Annotated in this window: 23 protein-coding genes; 13 read left to right on the top strand and 10 right to left on the bottom strand. The window is 71.9% G+C overall.

Annotation, left to right across the window (positions count from 1 at the left end):
- Positions 1-7: 7 nt before the first annotated feature.
- Positions 8-1384 carry a carotenoid oxygenase family protein gene (locus AB8A24_RS00555; RefSeq protein ID WP_369474177.1) on the top strand — a complete coding sequence of 459 codons (1377 nt, stop codon included), beginning with the start codon at positions 8-10 and terminating at the stop codon, positions 1382-1384.
- A 15-nt stretch (positions 1385-1399) separates the two neighbouring features.
- Here the strand turns inward: AB8A24_RS00555 and AB8A24_RS00550 are convergent, their stop codons facing one another.
- Positions 1400-2140: a hypothetical protein gene (locus tag AB8A24_RS00550; RefSeq protein ID WP_328960369.1), complete on the bottom strand. Its 741-nt coding sequence runs from the start codon at positions 2138-2140 to the stop codon at positions 1400-1402.
- A 277-nt stretch (positions 2141-2417) separates the two neighbouring features.
- Here AB8A24_RS00550 and AB8A24_RS00545 point away from each other — a divergent pair, with 277 nt between their 5' ends.
- The 7 genes from AB8A24_RS00545 (at position 2418) to AB8A24_RS00515 (ending at position 10324) form a co-directional block, all read left to right on the top strand.
- Positions 2418-3179: a M15 family metallopeptidase gene (locus tag AB8A24_RS00545; protein ID WP_328965779.1), complete on the top strand. Its 762-nt coding sequence runs from the start codon at positions 2418-2420 to the stop codon at positions 3177-3179.
- A gap of 225 nt (positions 3180-3404) precedes the next feature.
- Positions 3405-4319, top strand: coding sequence for a cyclase family protein (locus tag AB8A24_RS00540; RefSeq protein ID WP_328965780.1), 915 nt, complete (start codon positions 3405-3407; stop codon positions 4317-4319).
- Between the two features lie 132 nt (positions 4320-4451).
- Positions 4452-6032, top strand: coding sequence for a GMC oxidoreductase (locus AB8A24_RS00535; protein WP_369474175.1), 1581 nt, complete (start codon positions 4452-4454; stop codon positions 6030-6032).
- Positions 6033-6200: 168 nt separating this feature from the next.
- Positions 6201-7040, top strand: a complete 840-nt coding sequence (locus AB8A24_RS00530; protein ID WP_369474173.1) for an SDR family oxidoreductase — start codon at positions 6201-6203, stop codon at positions 7038-7040.
- A 33-nt stretch (positions 7041-7073) separates the two neighbouring features.
- A complete protein-coding gene (locus AB8A24_RS00525) occupies positions 7074-8561 on the top strand; it encodes a cytochrome ubiquinol oxidase subunit I (RefSeq protein ID WP_369474171.1) in 1488 nt (495 codons plus the stop codon).
- Positions 8558-9601, top strand: a complete 1044-nt coding sequence (locus AB8A24_RS00520; protein WP_328960372.1) for a cytochrome d ubiquinol oxidase subunit II — start codon at positions 8558-8560, stop codon at positions 9599-9601. Before AB8A24_RS00525 ends, AB8A24_RS00520 begins: the two co-directional genes overlap by 4 nt.
- A gap of 78 nt (positions 9602-9679) precedes the next feature.
- Positions 9680-10324, top strand: coding sequence for a CatB-related O-acetyltransferase (locus AB8A24_RS00515; protein WP_328960373.1), 645 nt, complete (start codon positions 9680-9682; stop codon positions 10322-10324).
- Positions 10325-10354: 30 nt separating this feature from the next.
- Here AB8A24_RS00515 and AB8A24_RS00510 read toward each other — a convergent pair whose 3' ends face one another.
- From AB8A24_RS00510 to AB8A24_RS00475, 8 genes are all read right to left on the bottom strand, one after another.
- Positions 10355-12196 (bottom strand): glycoside hydrolase family 15 protein, encoded by a 1842-nt coding sequence (locus tag AB8A24_RS00510; RefSeq protein WP_328960374.1) that lies wholly within the window; start codon positions 12194-12196, stop codon positions 10355-10357.
- 173 nt (positions 12197-12369) lie between these two features.
- Positions 12370-13014, bottom strand: coding sequence for a dihydrofolate reductase family protein (locus AB8A24_RS00505; RefSeq protein WP_369474168.1), 645 nt, complete (start codon positions 13012-13014; stop codon positions 12370-12372).
- A gap of 86 nt (positions 13015-13100) precedes the next feature.
- Positions 13101-13673, bottom strand: a complete 573-nt coding sequence (locus AB8A24_RS00500; RefSeq protein WP_328960376.1) for a DUF3291 domain-containing protein — start codon at positions 13671-13673, stop codon at positions 13101-13103.
- Positions 13674-13705: 32 nt separating this feature from the next.
- Positions 13706-14383: a helix-turn-helix transcriptional regulator gene (locus AB8A24_RS00495; RefSeq protein ID WP_369474166.1), complete on the bottom strand. Its 678-nt coding sequence runs from the start codon at positions 14381-14383 to the stop codon at positions 13706-13708.
- A gap of 75 nt (positions 14384-14458) precedes the next feature.
- On the bottom strand, positions 14459-15511 hold the full coding sequence (locus AB8A24_RS00490; RefSeq protein WP_328960378.1) for a DUF2804 domain-containing protein: 1053 nt from the start codon (positions 15509-15511) through the stop codon (positions 14459-14461).
- A 101-nt stretch (positions 15512-15612) separates the two neighbouring features.
- Positions 15613-16620: a GNAT family N-acetyltransferase gene (locus AB8A24_RS00485; RefSeq protein WP_328960379.1), complete on the bottom strand. Its 1008-nt coding sequence runs from the start codon at positions 16618-16620 to the stop codon at positions 15613-15615.
- Positions 16620-17873 (bottom strand): MFS transporter, encoded by a 1254-nt coding sequence (locus AB8A24_RS00480; RefSeq protein WP_369474165.1) that lies wholly within the window; start codon positions 17871-17873, stop codon positions 16620-16622. The genes AB8A24_RS00485 and AB8A24_RS00480 overlap by 1 nt, the downstream gene beginning before the upstream one ends.
- A complete protein-coding gene (locus AB8A24_RS00475; protein ID WP_369474163.1) occupies positions 17870-18076 on the bottom strand; it encodes a hypothetical protein in 207 nt (68 codons plus the stop codon). Before AB8A24_RS00475 ends, AB8A24_RS00480 begins: the two co-directional genes overlap by 4 nt.
- A 37-nt stretch (positions 18077-18113) precedes the next feature.
- Between AB8A24_RS00475 and AB8A24_RS00470 the strand changes: the two genes are divergently transcribed.
- The 5 genes from AB8A24_RS00470 to AB8A24_RS00450 all read left to right on the top strand — a co-directional run bounded on the left by AB8A24_RS00470 (position 18114) and on the right by AB8A24_RS00450 (position 20663).
- Positions 18114-18620, top strand: coding sequence for a hypothetical protein (locus tag AB8A24_RS00470; RefSeq protein WP_328960382.1), 507 nt, complete (start codon positions 18114-18116; stop codon positions 18618-18620).
- On the top strand, positions 18617-19036 hold the full coding sequence (locus AB8A24_RS00465) for a DUF1152 domain-containing protein (protein ID WP_369474161.1): 420 nt from the start codon (positions 18617-18619) through the stop codon (positions 19034-19036). The genes AB8A24_RS00470 and AB8A24_RS00465 overlap by 4 nt, the downstream gene beginning before the upstream one ends.
- Positions 18922-19707 carry a DUF1152 domain-containing protein gene (locus AB8A24_RS00460; protein ID WP_369474307.1) on the top strand — a complete coding sequence of 262 codons (786 nt, stop codon included), beginning with the start codon at positions 18922-18924 and terminating at the stop codon, positions 19705-19707. Before AB8A24_RS00465 ends, AB8A24_RS00460 begins: the two co-directional genes overlap by 115 nt.
- A 191-nt stretch (positions 19708-19898) precedes the next feature.
- The gene (locus AB8A24_RS00455) at positions 19899-20099 is read left to right on the top strand and encodes a hypothetical protein (RefSeq protein ID WP_328960384.1); all 201 of its coding nucleotides are present in this window, start codon (positions 19899-19901) and stop codon (positions 20097-20099) included.
- Positions 20100-20153: 54 nt separating this feature from the next.
- Positions 20154-20663 carry a hypothetical protein gene (locus AB8A24_RS00450; protein WP_369474159.1) on the top strand — a complete coding sequence of 170 codons (510 nt, stop codon included), beginning with the start codon at positions 20154-20156 and terminating at the stop codon, positions 20661-20663.
- Positions 20664-20691: 28 nt separating this feature from the next.
- Here the strand turns inward: AB8A24_RS00450 and AB8A24_RS00445 are convergent, their stop codons facing one another.
- Positions 20692-22389: an AMP-binding protein gene (locus tag AB8A24_RS00445; protein WP_369474158.1), complete on the bottom strand. Its 1698-nt coding sequence runs from the start codon at positions 22387-22389 to the stop codon at positions 20692-20694.
- Between the last annotated feature and the right edge of the window lie 28 nt (positions 22390-22417).

Genomic DNA, 22417 nt, shown 5'->3' with positions numbered 1-22417 from the left:
TCCTGCCATGACCACCGACAAGCCCTACCTGACCGGCCACTACACCCCGGCCGTCGACGAGATCACCGCGACCGAGCTGACCGTCGAGGGCTCCCTGCCGCCGGAGCTGACCGGCCGGCTGCTGCGCAACGGCCACAACCCCAAGCCCGGTGTCACCCCCACCCACTGGTTCAAGGGCAGCGGCATGGTCCACGGCATCCGCCTGCGTGACGGCCGCGCCGAGTGGTACCGCAACCGCTGGGTCCACACCCCCGCCCTCGACGGCGCCCCGTACATGACCGAGCACGGCCCCGACCTGACCGCCAGCACCGCCGGCACGCACGTCATCGAACACGCCGGACGCCTCCTCGCCCTGTGCGAGGCCAACCTCCCCTTCGAACTCACCCCCGAACTCGACACCGTCGGCGCCCACGACTTCGACGGCAAGCTGCGCGGCGCGATGACCGCGCACCCGAAGACCGACCCGGTCACCGGCGAGCTGCACTTCTTCGGCTCCTCACCCTTCCCGCCCCACCTCATGTACTACGTCGCCGGTGCCGACGGGCACATCACCCACAGCGCCGAGGTACCGGGTGCGAGTGCGGCCCTCAAGCACGACTTCGCGATCACCCGTCATTACGTGGTGTTCATCGAGGGCAGCGTCACCTTCGACCCCGCCGAGCACTCCGGCATCCCCTACGGCTGGAACGACGCGCAGCCGGCCAGGATCGGCGTCATGCCCCGCGGCCCCCGGGGCGCCGGGCTGATCCGCTGGTTCGACATCGAGCCGGGCAACATGCTGCACGCCGCCAACGCCTACGAGGACGCCCTGGGCCGCATCGTCCTGGAAGGCCCCACCGTCGACCGCGAGGGCTTCCGGCTCTCCTGGAACTGGTGGGTCGGTGCCCCGGGGCGCGGCACCGAGCCCAATACCCGCTCCTACAACCGCCGCTGGGTGGTCGACCTGGCCGCCGGCCGCGTCGACGAGCAGGTCATCGACGACCTCGCGATCGAATTCCCCACCCTCAACGAGGAGTTCCTGGGATCCGAGCACCGCTACCAGTACGCGATCTCCTTCCCCGACCACAACGGGCAGGGCGGCTACGGCATCGTGAAGTACGACCGCGCCACCGGCGCCCGTGACGTCCACGAGGCCGGCGACGCCCGGCTGCCCGGCGAGGCGGTCTTCGTCCCCGCCGCCGGCGCCACCCGCGAGGACGACGGCTACCTGCTCACGGTCGTCTCCGACCTCAAGCAGGACACGTCCCAGCTGCTGGTCCTGGATGCCTCCGGCCTCGACCGGATCGCCACCGTCCACCTGCCGCGACGCGTCACCGCGGGCATCCACGGGTCCTGGATCCCCGACAGCGACCTCGACAGCGGCCTCGACGGCTCCGCCGGCTGACCGGGCCGCCCCCGGTCACTGGAGCTGGGTCAGATCGACCGAGTCGGCGGGCGCCGGGGGCGTGGCCTTGACGGGCTCGTCGAAGGCGGAGAAGGTGGCCGCCACCCGCTCGCCGGACTCGTCGGTGCCCTGGACCCTCAACAGGTACGGCTCGTCCTCGGTGGAGACCTGGTACGTGCCCGTCCTGCCGTCGCGCCGGCTGGTGACCGTGATGGCGGGGTGGCCGTCGACGGTGGTCCGGGAGCCCTTGGCCAGCTGTTCGCTCGGTGGCTTCGAGGAGAACTCCTTCTTGAAGAAGTCCAGGTCGCAGAGCTGGGCGAATTCGCGCAGCTGGACGCTGTCCGTGGTGCCGTGCAGGTAGCGGCCGTTGATGAGCGCGATCGCGTCCTCCCCCGCGGGGCCCGGTGCCTGGGCTCTCAGCAGGGCGTCGTCGAGCTTCATCCAGACGTCGTCGCCGCGTTTGACGATGTCGGCCGAGCCCGTATCGCCGGGAGGCGTGACGGTGCCGACGCAGTTGCCCTGCTCGTCGAACCGGAGATCGAGAGCGGTGGTGCCGGACGTGTTGGTCACCTGGCCCACCATGCGCATGGAGGTGACCCCGGCCATGGCCTCGCGCGAGGCCTGGGCGATGGCCTGGGCGCTGTCGTCGGCGATGCCGTTGTCGTCGGCCCGGGCCACGCCCCCGCTCGCGAACACCAGCAAGCAGGCGGCTCCGACGGTCGCGCGGCGGGCCTCTGCCGCCCTGGGTGCGGACATCGGGCATCACCTCCCTCGGGCTGCGTCGGCCGGCGGCGGGCATCACCGCTCCGCCGGCGCGGCCGGTCACCTGATCAGCGTAGGACGGCGTCGCGGTGGGCGCAGTTCGGGTGAGTTCGCCCGGACCCGGCCGGAACGGGTCCGGCGTCGGGCAGCATGGTGCCCGATCATGTCCCCCGCAGCACCGCCGATGGAGGGTCCGATGACCGGTTCCACGTCCTTACCGCCGATGAGGGCACGCCTCGCCGTGGCCGTGACGGCCGCCGTCACCGCTCTCATGACGGCCGGGGCCGCCACCGCCGGGGCGAGCGCGCCACCACCGGAGGCCAAGGCTCCGAGCGCGTTCGTGGCACTGAGTTCGGTCGACCCGACGATCCTGCAGGAAATGCGGTACGTGCGTCCGCACAACTTCGTGGGCGAACCGGTCGACGGCTACCGGCAGCCCGTCTGTCTCCTGACCCGCCCGGCCGCGCAGGCCCTGCACCGGGCGCAGGTGAATCTGCTGCGCCAGGGGTACTCGCTGAAGGTGTACGACTGCTACCGGCCGCAGCGGGCCGTCGACCACTTCGTACGGTGGGCGCAGGACCTCGGCGACGAGCGGCGGAAGGCGGAGTTCTATCCGCGTGTCGACAAGTCCCGGCTGTTCGAGGACGGCTACATCGCGAAGAAGTCGGGGCACAGCCGGGGCAGCACGATGGACGTGACGCTGGTACGGCTGCCGGCGTTGCCGGCGCCCCGGCCGCGGCCGGGGCAGGAGTCGGTGCCCTGCTACGCGCCCCGGGCGGAGCGGTACCCGGACAACTCGGTGGACATGGGCACGGGTTTCGACTGTTTCGACACGCTGTCGCACACCGACGACCCGCGGGTCCAGGGGGCCCAGCGCGCGAACCGGGACCTGCTGAGGTCGGCGCTGACGGCGGAGGGGTTCGTCAACCTCCCCGAGGAGTGGTGGCACTTCACGCACAAGCCGGAGCTGTTCCCCGACACCTACTTCGACTTCCCCGTCGCGTACCGGTCGGTCTCCGGACACCGCCCCTGAGGACGCCGCGCCGCGGTCGGGGCGCGGCGTCCGTCCCCGCCCCGCCGGCCGGCGGGGCGCCCTGGGCGGACGGCGGGACGCGGGCCCGTACGGGCGCGGGAGGACGCGGCTGTCGGGATGCAGGGGACGCCGGGGCGGCGGACAGTGGAGGCGGGGCCTTCGGCAGACCGGGAGACCCGCGTGACGGATGACGACCCGACGCCCGACCGGACGGAGTCGCCTTTCATGACCGAGGCGGCCTTCCGCTCCCTGCACGCCGAGCTGCGCCGGCAGGCGTCCACCCACCCGGAGCACCGGCGCGGAGCCCTCGCGCACCTGACCCCCGAACGTGTGGCCGCGGCCGCCGCCGACGTGCGTCACGGGCGCACCCTGTCGCTGGCGGCCCCCATCGAGACCCAGCCGGGGCCGGACGATCCACAACCCGCCGTCTACCGGCTGACCGCCCCGACCCCGCCCGAGACCGGGACCCCGGGGGTGCACTTCGCACTGGACCGGTTCGCCATGAACGTGCACGGGGACGCCCACACCCATCTCGACGCCCTGTGTCACGTCGTCTTCGACGGCGAGCTCCACGAGGGCATCCCGGAGAGCCGGCTGGCGGCGGGCGGTGCCCGTGGGATCACCTTGGACCTGGTACGGGACGGAATCGTCGGCCCCGGGCTCCTGCTGGACGTCCCGCGGCTGCGCGGGGTCCCCTGGCTGGAGCCCGGTGACTTCGTGGGCGTCGACGACCTCATGGCGGCCGAGGAGGCCCAGGGCGTGCGGATCGGTCCGGGCGACCTGCTGCTCGTACGGGTCGGGCACCGGCGCCGGCGCCAGGAGAGGGGCGCGTGGGACGCGGCGCACGCCCGGGCGGGCCTGCATCCGGCGTGCATGCGGCTGCTGGCCGAGCGGCGGGTCGCCGTCCTCGGCTCGGACGGCAACAACGACACGGCCCCGAGCCCGGTGCCCGGTATCCCCTTCCCCGTGCACGTCCTGGCCCTGCACGCCCTGGGCATGCACCTGATGGACTACCTGGACCTGGACGAGCTGTCCGACGCCTGCGCGGGGCTCGGGCAGTGGCGGTTCCTGTGCACGGTGGCACCGCTGCGGCTGCCGGGGGCCACGGGCTCCCCGGTGAACCCGATCGCCGTCCTGTGACCCCCGCCGCCGGTGTCCGGCTCCCCCATCCCCGGGTGCCGCACCGGCGGGGGGCGGTTACGTTCGAAGGGGGACCCTGCCGCGACAGGCCCGCCCGGGCGGCGGCACCGCGAGCCGAGGACGGTGATCCGGTTGAACGACGCTCCGCACTACGACGTCATCGTCATCGGAACGGGGGCGGGCGGCGGCACGCTCGCCCACCGGCTCGCCCCGTCCGGCAAGCGGGTGCTGATCCTCGAACGCGGCGGCTACCTCCCCCGCGAACGCGACAACTGGGACTCCACGGCGGTGTTCGTCAAGGGGAAGTACCGCGCTCCCGAGTTCTGGTTCGACCGGCACGGCCGCGAGTTCCCGCCCGAGGTCAACTACTACGTCGGCGGCAACACCAAGTTCTACGGCGCGGCGCTGTTCCGGCTGCGCCCGGAGGACTTCGGGGACCTGCGCCACCACGACGGGATCTCCCCGGCCTGGCCGATCCGGTACGAGGACCTGGAGCCGTACTACACCCAGGCGGAGCACCTCTACCGGGTGCACGGCCGGCACGGCGAGGACCCCACGGAGGGGCCGGCGAGCGCCCAGTACGCCCACCCGCCGGTGGAACACGAGCCGCGGATCCAGCAGTTGAGCGACGACCTGGAGAAGCAGGGCCTGCACCCCTTCCACCTGCCCATCGGGGTCGACCTGGTCCAGGACGCGGCGGGCCGGGCGACCCCGTCCAGCGTCTGCATCCGCTGCAACCGCGTGGACGGCTTCCCGTGCCTGGTCCGCGGCAAGTCGGACGCCCAGGTGATCTGCGTGGAGCCCGCCTTGGAGCATCCGGGCGTCGAGATGGTCACCCACGCCCACGTGGTGCGGCTGGAGACCGACCCGACGGGACGCACGGTCAGCTCGGTCGTCGCCCGCCTCGAGGACGGTGAGGAGGCCCGGTTCTCCGCCGACCTGGTGGTCGTGGCCTGCGGCGCGGTCAACTCCGCGGCGCTGCTGCTCGCTTCGGCGAACGACCGGCACCCGCAGGGGCTGGCGAACACGTCGGACGTGGTCGGGCGACACTACATGCGCCACAACAACCTGGCCCTGATGGCCATCTCCAGGGAACCGAACGACACGCAGTTCCAGAAGACCCTGGCCCTGCACGACTGGTACCTGGGCGCCGACGACTGGGACTACCCTCTCGGCGGGATCCAGATGCTCGGCAAGTCGGACGCCGAGCAGATCCACGGCGAGGCCCCGCGCTGGGCCGGCGCGGTGACCCCCGACATGCCCTTCGAGGTCATGGCCCACCACGCCGTGGACTTCTGGCTGTGCGGGGAGGACCTGCCGCTTCCCGACAACCGCGTCACCCTGGACGGCGACGGCCGCATCCACCTCGCGCTCGACGAGTCCCACAACACGGCCGGGCTGAAGCGGCTGCGGCACAAGCTCCAGAAAATGCTGGGCCACCTCGGCATGCACGAGCACCACCTGCTGGACCACAGCCTCTACCTGCACAAGGGCATGCCGATCGGGGCCACCGCGCACCAGGCCGGCACCGTACGGTTCGGCACCGACCCGGCGTCGTCGGCCCTGGACCTCAACTGCAAGGCGCACGACCTGGACAACCTGTACGTCGTCGACACGAGCTTCTTCCCGAGCATCGGCGCGGTCAACCCGTCGCTGACGGCCATCGCGAACGCCCTGCGGGTCGGCGACCACCTCCTGGAACGCATGGGCTGACCCCCGCCTCGGCACACCGCCGACCGGGCGAAGATCCTGGTCCGGGTGGCGCAACGCGGACCGCAGCGGGCCGCCGCACCCCGGACACGGTGATTGGGTGACGCCGGACCCGCCGAGGTGCCGTCACCCCGACGGCACGGGGTGGCGGTGCGAAGGAGGCAGTCCGCCGTGAGTTCCACCGAGGGCGTACCCCGGGGTGTGATCCCCGCGCACCTGCTCCGGGGCCAGAAGGCACTGGTGACGGGTGCGAACTCCGGGATCGGCAAGGCCACGGCGATCGGCATGGGCCGGGCCGGGGCGGACGTGGTCGTGAACTACGTGGCCGGACGGGAGGAGGCCGAGAAGGTCGTCGAGGAGATCGCCTCCTTCGGGGTGCGTGCGGCGGCGTACGAGGCGGACGTCTCCGACGAGGCCCAGGTCGTGGCCATGACGAACCGCATGGTCGAGGAGTTCGGGACCATCGACATCCTCGTCGCCAACGCCGGCCTCCAACGGGACTCCGCCTTCACCGAGATGACCCTCGCCCAGTGGCAGAAGGTCATCGACGTCAACCTGACCGGACAGTTCTTGTGCGCCCGCGAGGCGACGAAGGAGTTCCTCCGGCGCGGGGTCGTCCCGGAGGTCTCCAGCTCCGCCGGCAAGATCATCTGCATGAGCTCGGTGCACCAGATCATCCCCTGGGCCGGGCACGTGAACTACGCCTCGTCCAAGGGCGGCGTGCAGATGATGATGGAGACCCTGGCCCAGGAGCTCGCCCCGCAGAAGATCCGCGTCAACGCGATCGCCCCCGGCGCGATCCGGACACCCATCAACCGCAGCGCCTGGGACACGGAGCAGGCCGAGCAGGACCTGCTCAAGCTGATCCCGTACGGCCGGGTCGGCGACCCGGCGGACATCGCCCACGCGGCCGTCGGCCTCGCCTCCGACCTCATGGACTACGTGGTGGGCGCCACGCTCTACGTGGACGGCGGAATGACCCTCTTCCCGGGCTTCGCCACCGGCGGCTGACCTCCATCCGCGCGCAGCCCCGGGGAGGGACGCATGCACACCACGCTCCACCTGCTGGCGGAGGCACCGCCTCAAATGCTGCCGGCCCGCTCGCTCATGGCCTTCACGCTCGCCTCACACATCATCCTGGTGCCCATGGGCGTGGCGCTGCCGCTGATCACCCTGATCATGCACGGCTACGGGCTGCGGCGCGGCGACGCGACCGCCCTGTTGCTGGCGCGCCGCTGGTCGGCGGTCATGGCGGTGCAGTTCGCCATCGGCGTCGTCACCGGCACCGTCCTGTCCTTCGAGTTCGGCCTGCTGTGGCCGGGGCTGATGGGCCGGTGGGGCGACGTGTTCGGGATCGGCTTCGGCGTCGAGGCCTGGGCCTTCTTCCTGGAGGCCGTCCTCATCGCCATCTACCTCTACGGATGGCGCCGGCTGCCCGCCCGGACCCACTTCCTCCTCGGGCTGCCGCTGCCGGCGACGGCCCTGCTGGGCGCCTTCGGCATCCTGGCGGCCAACTCCTGGATGAACACGCCACAGGGCTTCTCCCTCGACTCCGAGGGCAACCCCGTGGACGTGGACGTCCGCAAGGCGATCTTCACTCCCATGTTCGGGCCGCAGTACTGGCATTTCGTCGTGGCGATGCTGGTCACCGCCGGGTTCGTGGTGGCCGGTGTGTACGCCACCGGCTGGCTGCGCGGGCGCCGCGACCGCTACCACCGCCTCGGCTTCACCGTGCCGTTCACGGTCGCGGCCGTGTTCACTCCCGTCCAGTTCATGCTGGGCGACGCCATCGCCCGGGCGGTGTTCCAGAAGCAGCCGGTGAAGTTCGCGGCGATGGAGATCGTCTGGAACACCGACACGCACGTTCCGGAGTACCTCTTCGGCCGTCTCCACCCCGACGGGACCGTCACGGGCGGCATCAAGATCCCGCAACTCGACTCCATCCTGGCCGGCTTCAGTCCCGACACCGAGGTGCACGGACTGGCGACCGTACCGGCGGAGAACCGGCCCACCGTCGCCCAGGCCACCCTCATCCACTGGACCTTCGACATCATGGTGGGCATCGGCTCGGTGCTCCTGCTGCTCGTCGTCTGGTACGCGTTCATCTGGTGGCGCCGCCGCCGGCTGCCCGCCTCGCCGTGGTTCTACCGCAGCGCCGCCTGCGCCGGCGTGGCCAGCGTCATCGCCGTCGAGTGCGGCTGGATCACCACCGAGGTGGGCCGCCAGCCGTGGATCGTCTACGAGAACATGCGGGTCGCCGAAGCCGTGACCGGGGCCCGCTCCAGCACCTTGTGGACCATGTTCGGGCTGGTCGTCGTCGTGTACGTCTTCATCTTCGGCTCGTTCCTGGCCGTACTCCTGAAGATGCGCACCCGATGGCGCCTGGACGACGAACGAAGCGTCGAGGCAGGCACGATGGTGACACCGGAGACCGACACCCCCTACGGCCCGCGCTCCGCCGTCGCGGCCGGCGACGCCCCCGCTCCGGGGAACGGTGACGACACGGCGCCGACCGAGGAGGGCAGGCCGTGACCGCCGCCGGTGTGGTCGCCGCCGTCCTGCTCCTCGCGGTGGCCGCCTACACCTGCGCCGGTGGCACCGACTACGGCGCGGGCTTCTGGGACCTGACGGCGGGCGGCGCGGAGCGCGGCAAGCGCCCCCGCTGGCTCATCGACCACGCCATGGCCCCGGTCTGGGAGGTCAACAACGTCTGGCTGATCTTCGTCCTGGTCATCATGTGGACCGGGTTCCCGGTATTCTTCCAGACCGTGTTCTCGGCGATGTGGCTGCCCCTGGCCCTCGCCGCCATCGGCATCGTGCTGCGCGGCGCCGGTTTCGCGCTGCGCAAGCCCACCCGCAGGATCGCCGGACGGCGCATCTACGGCGCGGTGTTCGCCGTCTCCTCGCTCCTCACCCCGTTCTTCCTCGGCGCCGCCGCGGGCGGGATCGCCTCGGGGCGGGTGGGACCGGGCACCGAGCCGACGGCGCACGCCTGGTTCAACCCGACCTCCGTATTCTTCGGCCTGTTGGCCGTCGTCGGCACAGCTCTGCTCGGGGCGGTGTTCCTGGCCGCGGACGCCGTCCGCTACGAAGCCCCCGACCTGCACGTCTACTTCCGGCGGCGGGCACTGATCGCCCTCGCCGTCTTCGCCGTGCTGGGGGCGGTCACGCTGATCGTCGCCCACGGCGACGCACCCCACCTGTGGCACGGCCTCACCCACGGCGCCGGGCTCGTCCTCGTCGTCCTGGCCGTACTGGCCACCCTCGTCACGGCATGGCTGCTGCTGCGCACCTCCGGGGCGTGGTCCCGGCCCGCGGCCGTCGTCCTGATGGCCTCGGCCGTGCTCGCCTGGGGCGTGGCGCAGCGCCCGTACCTGATCCCCGGCCGGCTGACGGTCGCCGAGGCGGCGGGGGCACCCAGCACCCTGCACTGGCTGCTCATCGTGACCGTCGTGGCCGCGGTCCTGGTCTTCCCCGCGGTGGCCTTCCTGTACCGGCTCGACACCCGCGGCGAACTGGAACCCCTCACGGACACCGACCTGCGCCGGGGCGGCCCGGAGCCCGAGGGCTGACGCACCGCCGGTCGGGGCCCGCACGGCGCGCGCGGAATGGAACCTCCGTCGACCTCTGCCGTACCGAAAGCGACCGCCATGAACCGTCTTCCCGCGGACCCGACCGTGCTGCACCCGTTCCCGGACCAGCCGCGCGTGGTGCTGCTGAGGCCCCTGCTGACGTCACCCCTGATCGAGGCCGGGGACTACTCCTACTACGACGACCCGGAGGACCCGACCGCGTTCGAGACCAGGAACGTCCTCCACCACTACGGGCCGGAGAGACTGGTCATCGGGAAGTTCTGCGCGCTGGGCACCGGGGTGCGGTTCATCATGAACGGCGCCAACCACCGGATGGACGGCCCCTCCACGTTCCCCTTCCCCATCATGGGCGGCTCCTGGTCCGAGCACTTCGATCTGCTCACCGGCCTCCCCTCCCGGGGGGACACCGTCGTCGGCAACGACGTCTGGTTCGGCTACGACACGATGGTCATGCCCGGAGTGCGCATCGGGCACGGTGCCGTGATCGCCTCCGGTGCGGTCGTCGTCGACGACGTCCCCGACTACGGCATCGTCGGCGGCAACCCGGCGAAGCTCATCCGCCGCCGGTACGACGACGAGGACGTCGCCCGCCTGCTCGCGATCGCCTGGTGGGACTGGCCGACGGCGCACCTCACCGAGCACATCCGGACCGTCATGTCCGGCAGCGTCGACGACCTCGAGAAGGCCGCGCCCCGAGCGTGAACCTCGATCTCGGCGCGTGCCACGCCGTCCCTACGGCGCGGAGCCCCGGTTCAGGGCCGCGTCGAGGGTGATCGCCGCGTCGATGAGGGCGAGGTGGGTGAACGCCTGTGGGAAGTTGCCCAGTTGGCGTCCGGTGAGGTCGATCTCCTCGGAGTACAGGCCCAGGTGGTTGGCGTAGCCCAGCATCTTCTCCAGGACCAGCCGGGCCTGGTCGATGCGTCCGGCGCGGGCGAGTGCGTCGACGTACATGAAGGTGCACAGCGAGAACGTGCCCTCGGAGCCGCGCAGACCGTCCGGCGACGCCTCGGGGTTGTAGCGGTACACCAGGCTGTCGCTGACCAGTTCCTGCTCCATCGCATCGAGGGTGGAGGCCCACATCGGGTCCTGGGGGGTGAGGAAGCCGACGGTGGGCATGCGCAGGAGCGACGAGTCCAGGACCCGGCTGCCGTAGTGCTGGACGAACGCGCCGCGCTCCTCGTTCCAGCCCTTCTCCATGACCTGTTCGAAGATCCGGTCCCGGGTGGCGCTCCAGTGCAGCGCCGGTGCGGGCCGACCGCTGAATTCGGCGTGCCGCAGCGCACGGTCGAACGCCACCCAGGACATCACGCGGCCGTAGGTGAAGTCCTGGGCCCCGCCGCGGGTCTCCCACAGCCCTTCGTCGGCCGAGTCCCAGTGGTCCGCCAGCCACTCCAGCACGCGGATCAGGCCGGTCCATCCCCGGTACCCGAGGTGGATGCCGTGCCTCTGCGCGAACGAGATGCTGTCCATCGCCTCGCCGTAGATGTCCATCTGGAGCTGGGTGGCCGCTCCGTTGCCGATGCGGACGGGCGACGAGCGTTCGTAGCCCTCCCAGTGGTCCAGGCTCTCCTCCTTCAGGTCGGAGGAGCCGTCGACCGCGTACATGATGTTCAGCGGCCCGGTGTCCCCCTCGCCGCCCGCCCGTTCCGCGATCCGGTCGCCGAGCCATCCGATGAACGCCTTCGCCTCCTCGGTGAACCCCATGCCGAGCAGGGCGTACACGGAGAACGAGGCGTCCCGGATCCACGTGTAGCGGTAGTCCCAGTTGCGCTCGCCGCCGAGTTGCTCGGGCAGCCCGGCGGTGGGGGCGGCGATCACGGCGCCGGTGGGGGCGTAGGTCATCAGCTTCAGGGTCACGGCGGAGCGCTCCACCGCCTCGCGCCAGCGGCCGGTGTAGCGGGAGGTGCTCAGCCAGTTCCGCCAGTAGCCCCTGGTGGCCTGGAAGAGCTCCTCGTACTCGGCGAGGCGGATCTGCCGGGGCGGGCCCTCGGCGGCGGACTCCAGCATCAGCCCGCGCTGCTGCCCCGCCTGCAGGTTCAGGGTGAGACGCAGGTCGTGGTCACCCGTGAGGAGTTGGCCCAGCCGCTCGTCGTCCGGTTCCCGGATGGCGTGCACGGTCAGGGTCGTGCCGTCGGAGGTGAACACCGCCCCGTTCTCGGTGACGTGCAGCTCGTGCGACTTGCGCCCGTAGTCGAACCGGGGCGCGATGTCGACGTCGAAGGTCATGCTGCCGCGGACGCAGCGGACCATACGGACCAGCCGGTGCCGGGCCGTGACCGTGGTGCCCGTCAGGGGCATGAAGTCGACCACCTCGCCGGCGCCGGCCTCGGTCATGAAGCGGGTCACCAGGACCGCGGTGTCGGGCAGGTACAACTGCTTGGTCGCGTACGTCGCGTGGGCCGGCCGGACCGTGCAGTGGCCGCCCTTGCCCTTGTCCAGCAGGGCTCCGAACACGCTGGGCGAATCGAAACGCGGACAGCAGAACCAGTCGACCACTCCGTCGGAGGTCACCAGCGCCGCGGTCTGCAGGTCACCTATCAGGCCGTGGTTCTCGATCAGCGGGTACTCGTCCATCAGGGCGTCCCTTCCGGCATGCGTCGCCGCCCGGATCTCGGCCCCCCGAACCAGCGTATGCCGGGCCCGCGACACCGTCCCGCTGAGCCGGGCCCCCGCGGCGTACGGTGTGTGCCGTGGGGGCTTCCCGGCCGCCCGGCCGGTTCCGGCCGGCCACCGGGTGCGCGGTGGTTTCAGCCCTCGCTCGCGACACCACGGTCGGATGCGCTCATGTCCCCCGTCGCGGGAACGCCGTCGGCGAGCCCGTAGCGCAGGTACACGCTGCCCTTCGCGCCGGCCACCGGGGGTGCGAGGAGGGTGAGGTTGGTGGGTACCGCGCCGTCGTCGAACACCTTCTTCCCGACGCCGAGCACGATCGGGTGCAGCCAGAGGTCGAGGCGGTCGAAGAGCTTCTCGCGCAGGAGGCTCTGCACGAGGTTCAGACTGCCGACGACCTTCACGTTCTCGTGGCGGTCACGGATCTCGCGCACCGCGCCGGCCAGGTCCGGGCCGAGCTGGGTGGAGCCGGCCCAGGAGAGGTCGGGCCTGCCGCGGGAGGCCACGTACTTCGGGACGCGGTTGAAGAGCGTGGCGATCTCGTTGTCCTCGCCGCCCTCCTGGTGAGGCCAGTAGGCGGCGAAGATGTCGTACGTCCGGCGGCCGAGCAGGAGGGCGTCCGTGCCCTCGTACGCAGCGCCGACCTGCGCCCCGGCCACCTCGTCCAGCAGAGGCGCCTGCCAGCCGCCGAACGGGAACCCCGCCGGGTCCTCGTCGGGGCCGCCGGGCGCCTGCCCGACGAGGTCGAGGGTCGCGAACATCTCGATGTGGATGAGGCCCATGGCTTGCTCCCGGTGAGTCGGTCGTCTCCGTCAAGGGATAGACCCGCGCGGGGCCGCGAACTCATCGCCGCGCCGGGAACCGGCCGCTACCGAGCCGCCGCCGCGTCCCCGGCCGGCACCGGGCGGGCGCTCGGAACGGCGGGCTCGGGCCACGTCGGCTCGGGTCGCGTCGGCGCTACGGTCCCGAGGTGCTGTGCGGCCTCGCCGGCCGTGTAGGCGCAGGCGAAGGTGAAGGCGCGCGGGGACGGCCCGTGCGCCCGCAGGTCCGCCAGGCGCTCCAGGGCCTCACCGACGGTCGGGAGATGTCCGGCCGGGACCCACCACAGCACCATGTGCGCCTCGACGTGCCGTGCGAACCATTCGCGGCGCCGCCGCATCACCTCCAGGTGCCCGCTGCGGTAGGCGAAGTCCCACAGGGCCTCCTGCGTCTCCCACACCGACAGGTTGACCACGACGTCCTCACCCGCCGGGCGCAGGCCGGTGGCGTCGGCCGCCCCCTCCTCCACGAGCCGCCACACGAAGCCGGGCGTGGCGTCGGCGGCGGCGTTGACCGGATCGAGCATCTCGACGAACGGGGCCATGCGCGGGTCGTCGAAGGGGTGGAGGAGGGTGGCGACGTTGAGCTGGGCGAGGTGGGTGGCATGCGCGGCGTCGGTCATGGCCTCATCCCAGCACAGCTCCATTTTCTATGTCAATCTTCATTGTTTTTAGAATCCTCCAGCACCACGCAGCACTCCCCCGGCCGAGCGTCCATCCGAGCCCGGACCGGGCCTTCGACGCCGATCAGCCCCTCCAGCAGCGCGAGGTTCATGCCGCAGACGAGCGGCGGAAAGCGTGTGGCCACGGCATGGAAGGGGCAGTTGCGCATCCGCACGACAGGCGCGCCCCCCTCGACCCCGCCGGAGGCTTCGACGTGCGGTTCGTAGCCACGGGCGGCCAACATCTCCACGGCCTCTTCGAGGCCGCCGCAGGGCGCCGCCGAGCCGCGCAGGCCCTCGCCCCGGCGGCGCGCGGCGGCGCACAGCACGGCGTCCAGCCCGGCCTGCTCGGCGGCCTCGGCGAGCAGCTCGGCGGCGGTGCGGTAGTCACGGGCGGGCAGCGACACCGACCGCTCGGCCCGCGCCCGCGTGTACACCTTGGCCGGGCGACCGGCCCCCGGCCCCGAGCGACCCGTGAGCCGGCGACTGCCGCTCTCCAGCAGCCCGACCTGGGTCAGCTTGTCCAGATGGTGCGCGGCAAGGGTGCGGGCCACCCCGGCCGCCTCGGCGGCTTCGTTACGGCCGACCTCGCGGCCCTGCGCCACCACGTACTCGTACAGGCGACGCCGCACCGGATCCTGCAACGCCGCGATCGCATCGATATCCTTCACGCGCCCATTCTAGGAACAACGCAGATTGGACATAGAAGGCGAAGCCCACCCCCGCCGGCCCCGCCGCGGCTCGTCCTACCAGCGCATGCGGACGTCCTCGGCCCACCCCAGCAGCCGGTCCACCTCGATCCGCTCGCCGTCGTCCGTGCGGATCGAGCCCGTGTAGTGGCCGAAGCACTGATCCGTGCGGTTGGCGAGGAGACCGATGTCGGTGCGGGTGGACCGGTTGTGGAACGGCGTGAACACCAGGTCCACCCGGTCCGCTCCGGGGCTGCGGATCGACCACGGCGCCAGGTGATCGTCGTGGGACCAGTGCCACTCCAGCTCTTGGCCGATCTTGCTGATCCGGCCGTCCACACACAGCGCGTTCTCGGTCGCCCCGGTGCCGCGCGTCCAGCGACCGCCGAACTGCAGCCCGACGGTGCGGCCGTCCGTACGCCCGGAGGCGGCACCCCAGTTCCACACCACCGAGCGGGGCCACCGGCCCCGCCCGTGGTCGAGGGTGCCCCAGGCGTCCTCGCCGAACGCCAGCACGTCGTCCGCGATGCGGACCGTGCCGGTCGCGGGCCGGGCCGTGTGCTTGGAGGTGTACTGGAAGCGTCGCTCGTCCCAGGGCACCACCACGGAGAGGGTCTCGTGCCCGGCCGGCATCCCGACGAGGAGGTCCACCTCCACCGGGAGGCCTCGCGGACCGACGCAACGCGCCCGCAGGCGGGTGGCGGAGCCCTCGCCGTGGATCTCGATCCGTACCTGGCCCCTGACCGGCCGCGGCGGTCCGACCACGAGCGGCGCGGACACCGGATCCGGAGCTCCCGCGACGGTGTCGGGGAGGCGGACGCCGCATCCGCCGGGCACGATCGCCGTGCGCTCGAACTCCCGGCCGCCCGTACCGTATTCCAGCACGTAGATCGAGTTCAGGGCCAGGTAGTCGAGGTCGCTCACGGTCAGGGCCACCAGGTGGGTCGGCGTGGTCACGCACCAGTACTCCCACCGCTTCGTCCGCCCCCAGCCGGGAATCCGGCAGCGGTGCAGCGGCGTGCGGGACCAGCCGATCGCTTGCGGGGCGATCCTTCCGTCGGGACGGCACAGGTCGACGGGCGCGACGATCTCACGTTCGTACGTGGACATGGCCGGACCCTACCGGCCGGGGGCGCAGCGGACCGGGCGGTCGCGAGAACCACCGTGCGAACCGCGCCCCGGCCCGAGGACGGGCGGGGGCGGGCGGGACGTCAGGACGGCTGCGGGTCGACCAGGGCGAAGAGGCCGGAGATCTCGGCGCCGCGGCGGCGCTTGGCCTCGACGGTCGTCATTCCCGCGTGCAGGGCGGTCGTGCCGTGGGCGTAGGCGTCCTCGATGGGCAGGTAGTACATGAGGTTGAAGTACAGGTGGGGCGCCGGGTGCCGGCGGTCGTGGGCGACCGCGCGGATCCATGTCGTGGGCCCGTAGTGGTAGGAGAGGCAGAAGCCGATCATCCGGTCTTCGTCGTAGGCGGCCACCACCCGCGCTTCGCTGCCCATCGCGGTCGCCTGCCGTTCCAGCAGACCGGTCATGGCGTCGACGCCGTCCCGGTCGTGCCCGTGGTCCTGCTGATGTCCGGCGAGGAGGACCGCCGCCTCCTCGAAGCAGTCCGCGAGCGCCTGTCGACGTACGTCGAGGGCGGCCGCGGCGAACTCGCGGCGTTCGCGGCGGATGCCGACGCGGCGCTGTGAGGGCAGGGAGGCGATGTAGTCGTCGATGCCCGCGCCGGGGAGCGGGATGAGGGCGTCGTCCTCCAGGTGGTGGACCGGGTGCGGGTAGAGGGGGTCGAGCCGGGAGGCGGCCGGGGTGGTGAGGTAGGGCCACCAGTGTGTCGTGCCGTGGTGGTCGGCGAAGCCGCGGACGGCGTCCCGAAGAAGGGCGAGGCAGGCGTCCCGCCGGCCGGGGCCGAGGCCGGGTGCGGTGAGCGGGGTGTTGTGGTAGCCGCGCCGCGCGCCGGCGATCACGCGCGGCCGCAGGTGCGGGGGCAGTACGGTTTCGGGCTGGTAGCTGTCGTTCGGCTCCTCCCGCACCAGGTAGAGGGGGGCGGCGGCGAGCAGGGTGCCGTCGAGGTCCCGTACGAGCGCGTACGCGCAGGTGGCGGTGGGGTCTTCCTCCTCGCCGGCGAGCCACCGGTGCGAGAGGTAGAGGCCGGCCGGCCGGGCGAGGTGCTCCCACTCGGCGGCGGGGACCTCATGGATGGACTCGATGATGCTCGTCATCAACGGGGATTCCTTCGGCGGTGGCGGTTGGGGGCCTTGAGGGCGGGCGCGACGAGTACGGCGATCAGGCAGGCGGCGGCTTCGACGCCCCACGGGAGGAGCGGGCCGGCCTCCAGCAGTGCGGTGAACAGGGCGGGGGCGGCGACCATGCCGACGGCCCACGAGAACTGGTACAGGCCTTGCGTGAAGCCCCCGGCCGCTTGGGGGGTGAGGCTCACGGACAGTTCGCTCAGCGCCGGGCCGAGGAGGATCTCCGCCAGGCTGAACAGGACGATCGCCACGCCGAGCGCGGCCCAGGCGGTGGAGGCGGCACCGGGCAGGGCGGGCAGCGCGAACGCCCACATCCCGAAGGCCATGATCAGGTATCCGGCGACCACGGCGTGGCGGGGCACCTTGGGCGCCAGGTGCGCGGTGACGGCGGTCGAACACGCGGAGACGATGACGGTGTTGACGACGAACAGCATGCTCGCCGCCGAGGCGGGGAGCTCCAGGGCCCGGGTGGTGTAGACGGCGACGAGGACGGCGAGGGCGGCCTGCGCGAGGACGTAGGGGATGTTGAGGGCCACGAGCAGGAGGTAGCGGCGGGTGTGGTCGGCCCGGGTCACGAGGGCGCTCGGCGGCGTACCGTCCGGCCGGGGTGGGGTGGTGGTGAGTGCGGCGAAGCAGGCGGCGGCCAGGAGGTAGGTGGCGGCATCGACCGCGATCATCCAGCGCAGCGAGCCGCTCCCGAACACGGTCAGGGCACCGACCGCGGCGGCGGACCCGGCGGCGAGGCCGACGTTGCGCAGCGAGCCGGTGAACGCGAACCAGGAGCGGCGTTCGTCGGCCCGGGTGACGTGGGTGATCAGTGTGCGCTGTGCGGTGAAGTACATGTTGATGCCGGCTTGGACGAGGACGTACACGCCGGCGACGTGCCACGGCTCGCGGGCGAGCAGGAACAGGGCGAACCCGGCGGCCGAGAGGATGTTCGCCCACACCACGAGGCTCTTGGGGCCGATGCGGTCCATGAGGCGTCCGGCGAGGAACGTGACGGGCAGGGCGACGGCCTGACCGACCGTCATCGCCGCGCCCACCCGTGCCAGGGGCAGGCCCTGGACGTCGGTGAAGTACAGCAGCCCCAGCGGTAGGAGCATGCCGTTGCCGACGGAGTCGATCAGGTTGCCGGTGATGAACAGGCCGTGCCCGCGCAGTGCGGGCAGGCCGAGGCGGTCCGCCGCGGTGCGCGGGCGGCGGGTGTCGGTGGCCGCGCTCACCGGTTCAGCAGGGAGGTGATCTTGGCCATGACATCGGCCGCGGGGAAGCCGGTGGCCTCGTGCAGCTCCGTCAAGGCCTTCACGGTCCGGTCCTCCTCGCCCTCGGCGAGGGTGATCACGACGATGTCGCCGTGGGAGGTGCCGTCGGTGATCAGCTCGTGCGCGGTGACCACCCTGACCCGGCGGCGGAGTTCGGCGACCACCGCCGGCGGGATGCCGTCCCCGGCGAGGAACTCGACGGTGCCCCTGCTCGGCCTCGGCGTCGGAGCCCGCTCGTACACCAGCGTGCTCGACTACATGTGCGGCAGCGTGAAGCCCTCGGCGGCCGAGGTCGCCGACTACATCGAGCGGGCCAGGAACCACGAGCTGGCGCCCGTCACCGGCTTCGAACTGACCGGCGAGGAGATCGTCCGCAAGCGGCTGGTCCTCGACACGTTCGACCTCGACCTCTCGGAGCTCGACCGCTTCGGCTACCAGAAGCACGCCGCCGAGTTCGAACCCGTCCTCGACGCGGCCGAGTCCAACGGGCTGATCCACCGCCTCGGTCGACGGGTCCAGCTGACCCCCAAGGGCTTCAAGTACCGCGACGTGCTGTCCTGGATGTTCTACTCCGGGTCCGTCAAGGACCTCGACCGCGAGTACTACGAGAACCTCCACGCGGCGAACAAGCGCGCCCGGAAGAACATGGGGGCGACACCGGTACGGATCACCGGCATCGACCTGCGCGAGCGCGAGGGAGCCGCGTGAGCGATCTGTACATCGCGGCGGGTGGCGGCGGAGACCCCCTCGGGACCCTCATCGCCGCCCGCGCTCTCGCGGCCGACCCGGCCGACCCGGCCCGCGCGCCGCTGATCGCCACCTACGCGTGGGAGCGCCCCGAGGTCGACCCGACCGCCGGCGGCCCCCTCGGGGAACGGGACTTCGACGGGCTCGTCCACGAGGGCGGGGGAATCCGGGGCGGCGGCTTCGCGGCCTTCACGCCGGCCACCCGGGCCCGCCCCCGGCCGGATCCACCCTGCCCGCCCTCGCCCGAGACCTGCCGGCCCGGCTGCTGCTCCTCGACCCCGACCGGGGGCTGTCCTCCCTGTCACGGCAGATCGGGGCCATGGCCGAGGCCGCGGGCGGCCGGATCCGCATCGTCGACATCGGCGGCGACATCCTGACCCACGGGGACGAGCCCGGGCTGTGCAGCCCGTTCGGCGACGCGCTCACGCTCGCCGCCTGCCACCTCACCGGCGTACCGACCACCGTCCACATCGCGGGGCCCGGCCTGGACGGCGAGATCGATGAGCAGCTCCTGCTCGAACGCCTCGCCGGACGCCGTCCCCTCCTCCCCGACCGGGAGGCGGCGACCGCGGCCGCCCGCGCACTGGCCTGGCACCCCTCCGAGGCGTCCGCGCTGTGGGCCGCGGCCATCCACGGCGCCCGCGGCACCGTCCGTACCGCCCGCACCGTCATCCACCTCACGGACACCTCCCCGGGTCTCTACCCCCTGCCGCTCCAGGAGGCCATCGCCCACAACCCGGTCGCCCGAGCCCTCGTCGCCGAGGACCCGGCGACCCTGGATGCCGCCGCCGACGTCTCCCACCGGCTCACCGGCATTCCCGGGCTGGAGAGCGAACGCACCCGAACGCCCCAACAGGCCTCGCCCGCCCGGGGGATCGCGCTCCTCGACCGGGACACGGCCATGAAGGCCCTCCACGAAACGGCCGACGGAACCGACCACATCACCCTCCGCCACGCCGCCCGCTCGCTCGGCCTCACCTGGACGGACATCCCCGCCCTCCGAGCGGTCCTCACGACGGACACCCCCCTCCTCCGGCTCACTCCGTAACGGCTGCCGCCCCCACGACGGTGACGTGTGCCGGTTCACGGTGCCGTGACACCGGTGACCTCGAGGGGTGGTCGCCGGTCGGGCGGCCCCGTGGTCGGGTGCCCGCGCCGCGCCGGTACGGCGCGCCCCGGATCGGATGCGGAGCATGAAAAGATCAATACCGTAAGTGCCGCATGCTGTGGGGAGTACAGATGTCCGAAGGACTGGTCCAGAAGGTCGCGCAGCTCGAACAGATCTGGGCCGACGCCGAATCGAAGCTTGACCACAGGCGCCGCGAAGAGATCGCGGAGTACATCGCGCGGGCGAAGCAGGCCCTGAAGGACGGCAACGCGCCGGCAGGGTACGCGGCGGCGGACCGGGCCCTCACGGGGCTGAAGACGGCGCGCATCTGACAGCCCGCCGCCTGTGGAGGCGCGGGTGTCGGACGGCGTGTCACCATGCTGGGCATGGATGCTTCCGACCCGACCGGCATGGCTCATCAGGTGCACCGGCGGTGGCGCGGGCGCGAGGCACCTGACGGGGACTTCATCGTGTTCGCCGACGGTTCTCTGTCGGTGATGAACCTGGTGCGCCTCTCCCCACCTGATCAGGTCGACGACGTCCGGGCTGAACAGTGGCAGTGGGTGGAGGTCCTGCGGGCGACCGAATGGAGTGCCGGCAACTGGGTGGAGGTCGGCTCCGTGCTCTCCTCGCACGCTCGTGCCGGAAGCCGCGCCTCGGCAGGAGAGTCAGCGGATCACGGGAGCATCGGCTGGGTCGCCCTGACCCGGGACGACGACGAAGGCACCTTGGAATGGATCGCGACCTCCAGCTGGTCCGATCCGTTCTCCGAGGTCACCTTGGACGAGACCACCGTGACCGCTGTCAGCACCGCGGGCCGCATCTGGTCCTTGCCGCGCCACGCGCCTCAGCACGTCGAGATCACCGCGGATCCCGCCCACCCGTGGCGTGGTTGACCGACCGGTCGTCCCGGACGCGGCGGGGTCAGGAGCCGCCGGCCCCGGCCGTCTCCTCCTCGAGCAGGCGGGTCGCCATCGCGCGCATCTCGATCTTGCGGATCTTTCCGGTGACGGTCATCGGGAACTCCTCCACGACGTGGACGTAGCGCGGGATCTTGAAGTGGGCGAGCCGCCCCGCGCAGTACGCGCGGACGGCCTGGGCGGTCAGCGGCTCGGCCCCCTCGCGCATCCGTACCCACGCCATCAGCTCCTCCCCGTACTTCGAGTCGGGGACCCCGATGACCTGCACGTCCAGGACGTCGGGGTGCGCGTGCAGGAACTCCTCGATCTCGCGGGGGTACAGGTTCTCGCCTCCGCGGATCACCATGTCCTTGATACGGCCGGTGATGCTCAGGTAGCCGTCACCGTCCATGACGGCCAGGTCGCCGGTGTGCATCCAGCCCTCCGGGTCGACGGCCTCGGCTGTCTTCTCGGGCTCGCCCCAGTAGCCGAGCATGACCGAGTAGCCCCGGGTGCACAGTTCGCCCGGGGTGCCGCGCGGGACGGTCCGGCCGGACTGCGGATCGGCCACCTTGACCTCCAGGTGCGGGCCGACGCGGCCCACCGTGGAGACGCGGCGCTCGACCGAGTCGTCCACCCGGGTCTGGGTGGACACCGGCGAGGTCTCCGTCATGCCGTAACAGATGGAGACCTCGGTCATCCCCATCCGCTCGATGACCTCGTTCATGACCTCCACCGGGCAGGGCGAGCCCGCCATGATCCCGGTGCGCAGGCTCGACAGGTCGTACCCGTCGAACCCGGGGGCGGCCAGCTCGGCGATGAACATGGTGGGGACCCCGTACAGGGAGGTGCAGGCCTCCGCCTCCACCGCGGCCAGCGTCGCCGACGGGTCGAAGGCGGGCGCCGGGATCACCATCGCCGCACCGTGGCTGGTGCAGGCGAGGTTGCCCATCACCATCCCGAAACAGTGGTAGAAGGGGACGGGGATGCACACCCGGTCGTGTTCGTCGTATCCGCACAGCTCGCCCACGAAGAAGCCGTTGTTGAGGATGTTGTGGTGCGAGAGGGTGGCTCCCTTGGGGAAGCCCGTCGTACCCGAGGTGTACTGGATGTTGATCGGGTCGTCCGGGCTCAGCGCGGCCCGTGCCCGTGCCAGCGCGGCCGGGTCGGCCCCGCGCCCGCGTTCCAGCACCGCGTCCCACCGCGGCCCGTCGAAGAGGACGGTGAACTCCAGCCCCGGGCAGCGCGGCCGGACCTCCTCGATCATCGCCGCGTAGTCGGAGCTCTTGAAGCGCTCCGCCGCGACCAGCAGCCGGATGCCGGACTGCCCGAGCACGTACTCCAGCTCGTGCGAGCGGTACGCCGGGTTCACGGTGACCAGAATCGCCCCGATCTTCGCGGTGGCGTACTGCACGAGCGTCCACTCGGCGCGGTTGGGCGCCCAGATGCCGACCCGGTCGCCCTTGACGATCCCGAGGTCCAACAGCCCGAGGGCCAGGGCGTCCACCTCGACGGCCAGCTCCGCGTACGTCCACCGCCAGCCGGCGGCGACGTCCACGAGGGCGTCCCGGTCGGGGAAGCGCCGTACGGTCCGGTCGAGGTTGTCCCCGATCGTCTCGCGGAGCAGCGGGACCTCGCAACTCCCGGACGCACGACTCGACGCTGTGGACACACGTACCTCCTGGACTCGCTGCGGCGATGACGGCCAACGCGCGCCACCCATGATCCCCTCCCGGTGGGCCGCGACACCA

The sequence above is a fragment of the Streptomyces sp. BF23-19 genome, from assembly GCF_041106355.1.
Lineage (GTDB): Bacteria > Actinomycetota > Actinomycetes > Streptomycetales > Streptomycetaceae > Streptomyces > Streptomyces virginiae_A.
Note: the sequence above shows the minus strand (reverse complement) of the source record. Positions and strands in the feature narration are given on the sequence as shown.

Excerpts from the sequence above, each read along its gene's own strand:
- AB8A24_RS00555 (WP_369474177.1), top strand. The coding sequence starts at position 8 with ATGACCACCGACAAGCCCTACCTGACCGGCCACTACACCCCGGCCGTC.
- AB8A24_RS00550 (WP_328960369.1), bottom strand. The coding sequence starts at position 2,140 with ATGTCCGCACCCAGGGCGGCAGAGGCCCGCCGCGCGACCGTCGGAGCC.
- AB8A24_RS00545 (WP_328965779.1), top strand. The coding sequence starts at position 2,418 with ATGACGGCCGGGGCCGCCACCGCCGGGGCGAGCGCGCCACCACCGGAG.
- AB8A24_RS00540 (WP_328965780.1), top strand. The coding sequence starts at position 3,405 with ATGACCGAGGCGGCCTTCCGCTCCCTGCACGCCGAGCTGCGCCGGCAG.
- AB8A24_RS00525 (WP_369474171.1), top strand. The coding sequence starts at position 7,074 with ATGCACACCACGCTCCACCTGCTGGCGGAGGCACCGCCTCAAATGCTG.
- AB8A24_RS00515 (WP_328960373.1), top strand. The coding sequence starts at position 9,680 with ATGAACCGTCTTCCCGCGGACCCGACCGTGCTGCACCCGTTCCCGGAC.
- AB8A24_RS00510 (WP_328960374.1), bottom strand. The coding sequence starts at position 12,196 with ATGGACGAGTACCCGCTGATCGAGAACCACGGCCTGATAGGTGACCTG.
- AB8A24_RS00505 (WP_369474168.1), bottom strand. The coding sequence starts at position 13,014 with ATGGGCCTCATCCACATCGAGATGTTCGCGACCCTCGACCTCGTCGGG.
- AB8A24_RS00500 (WP_328960376.1), bottom strand. The coding sequence starts at position 13,673 with ATGACCGACGCCGCGCATGCCACCCACCTCGCCCAGCTCAACGTCGCC.
- AB8A24_RS00490 (WP_328960378.1), bottom strand. The coding sequence starts at position 15,511 with ATGTCCACGTACGAACGTGAGATCGTCGCGCCCGTCGACCTGTGCCGT.
- AB8A24_RS00485 (WP_328960379.1), bottom strand. The coding sequence starts at position 16,620 with ATGACGAGCATCATCGAGTCCATCCATGAGGTCCCCGCCGCCGAGTGG.
- AB8A24_RS00455 (WP_328960384.1), top strand. The coding sequence starts at position 19,899 with ATGTCCGAAGGACTGGTCCAGAAGGTCGCGCAGCTCGAACAGATCTGG.
- AB8A24_RS00450 (WP_369474159.1), top strand. The coding sequence starts at position 20,154 with ATGGATGCTTCCGACCCGACCGGCATGGCTCATCAGGTGCACCGGCGG.
- AB8A24_RS00445 (WP_369474158.1), bottom strand. The coding sequence starts at position 22,389 with ATGGGTGGCGCGCGTTGGCCGTCATCGCCGCAGCGAGTCCAGGAGGTA.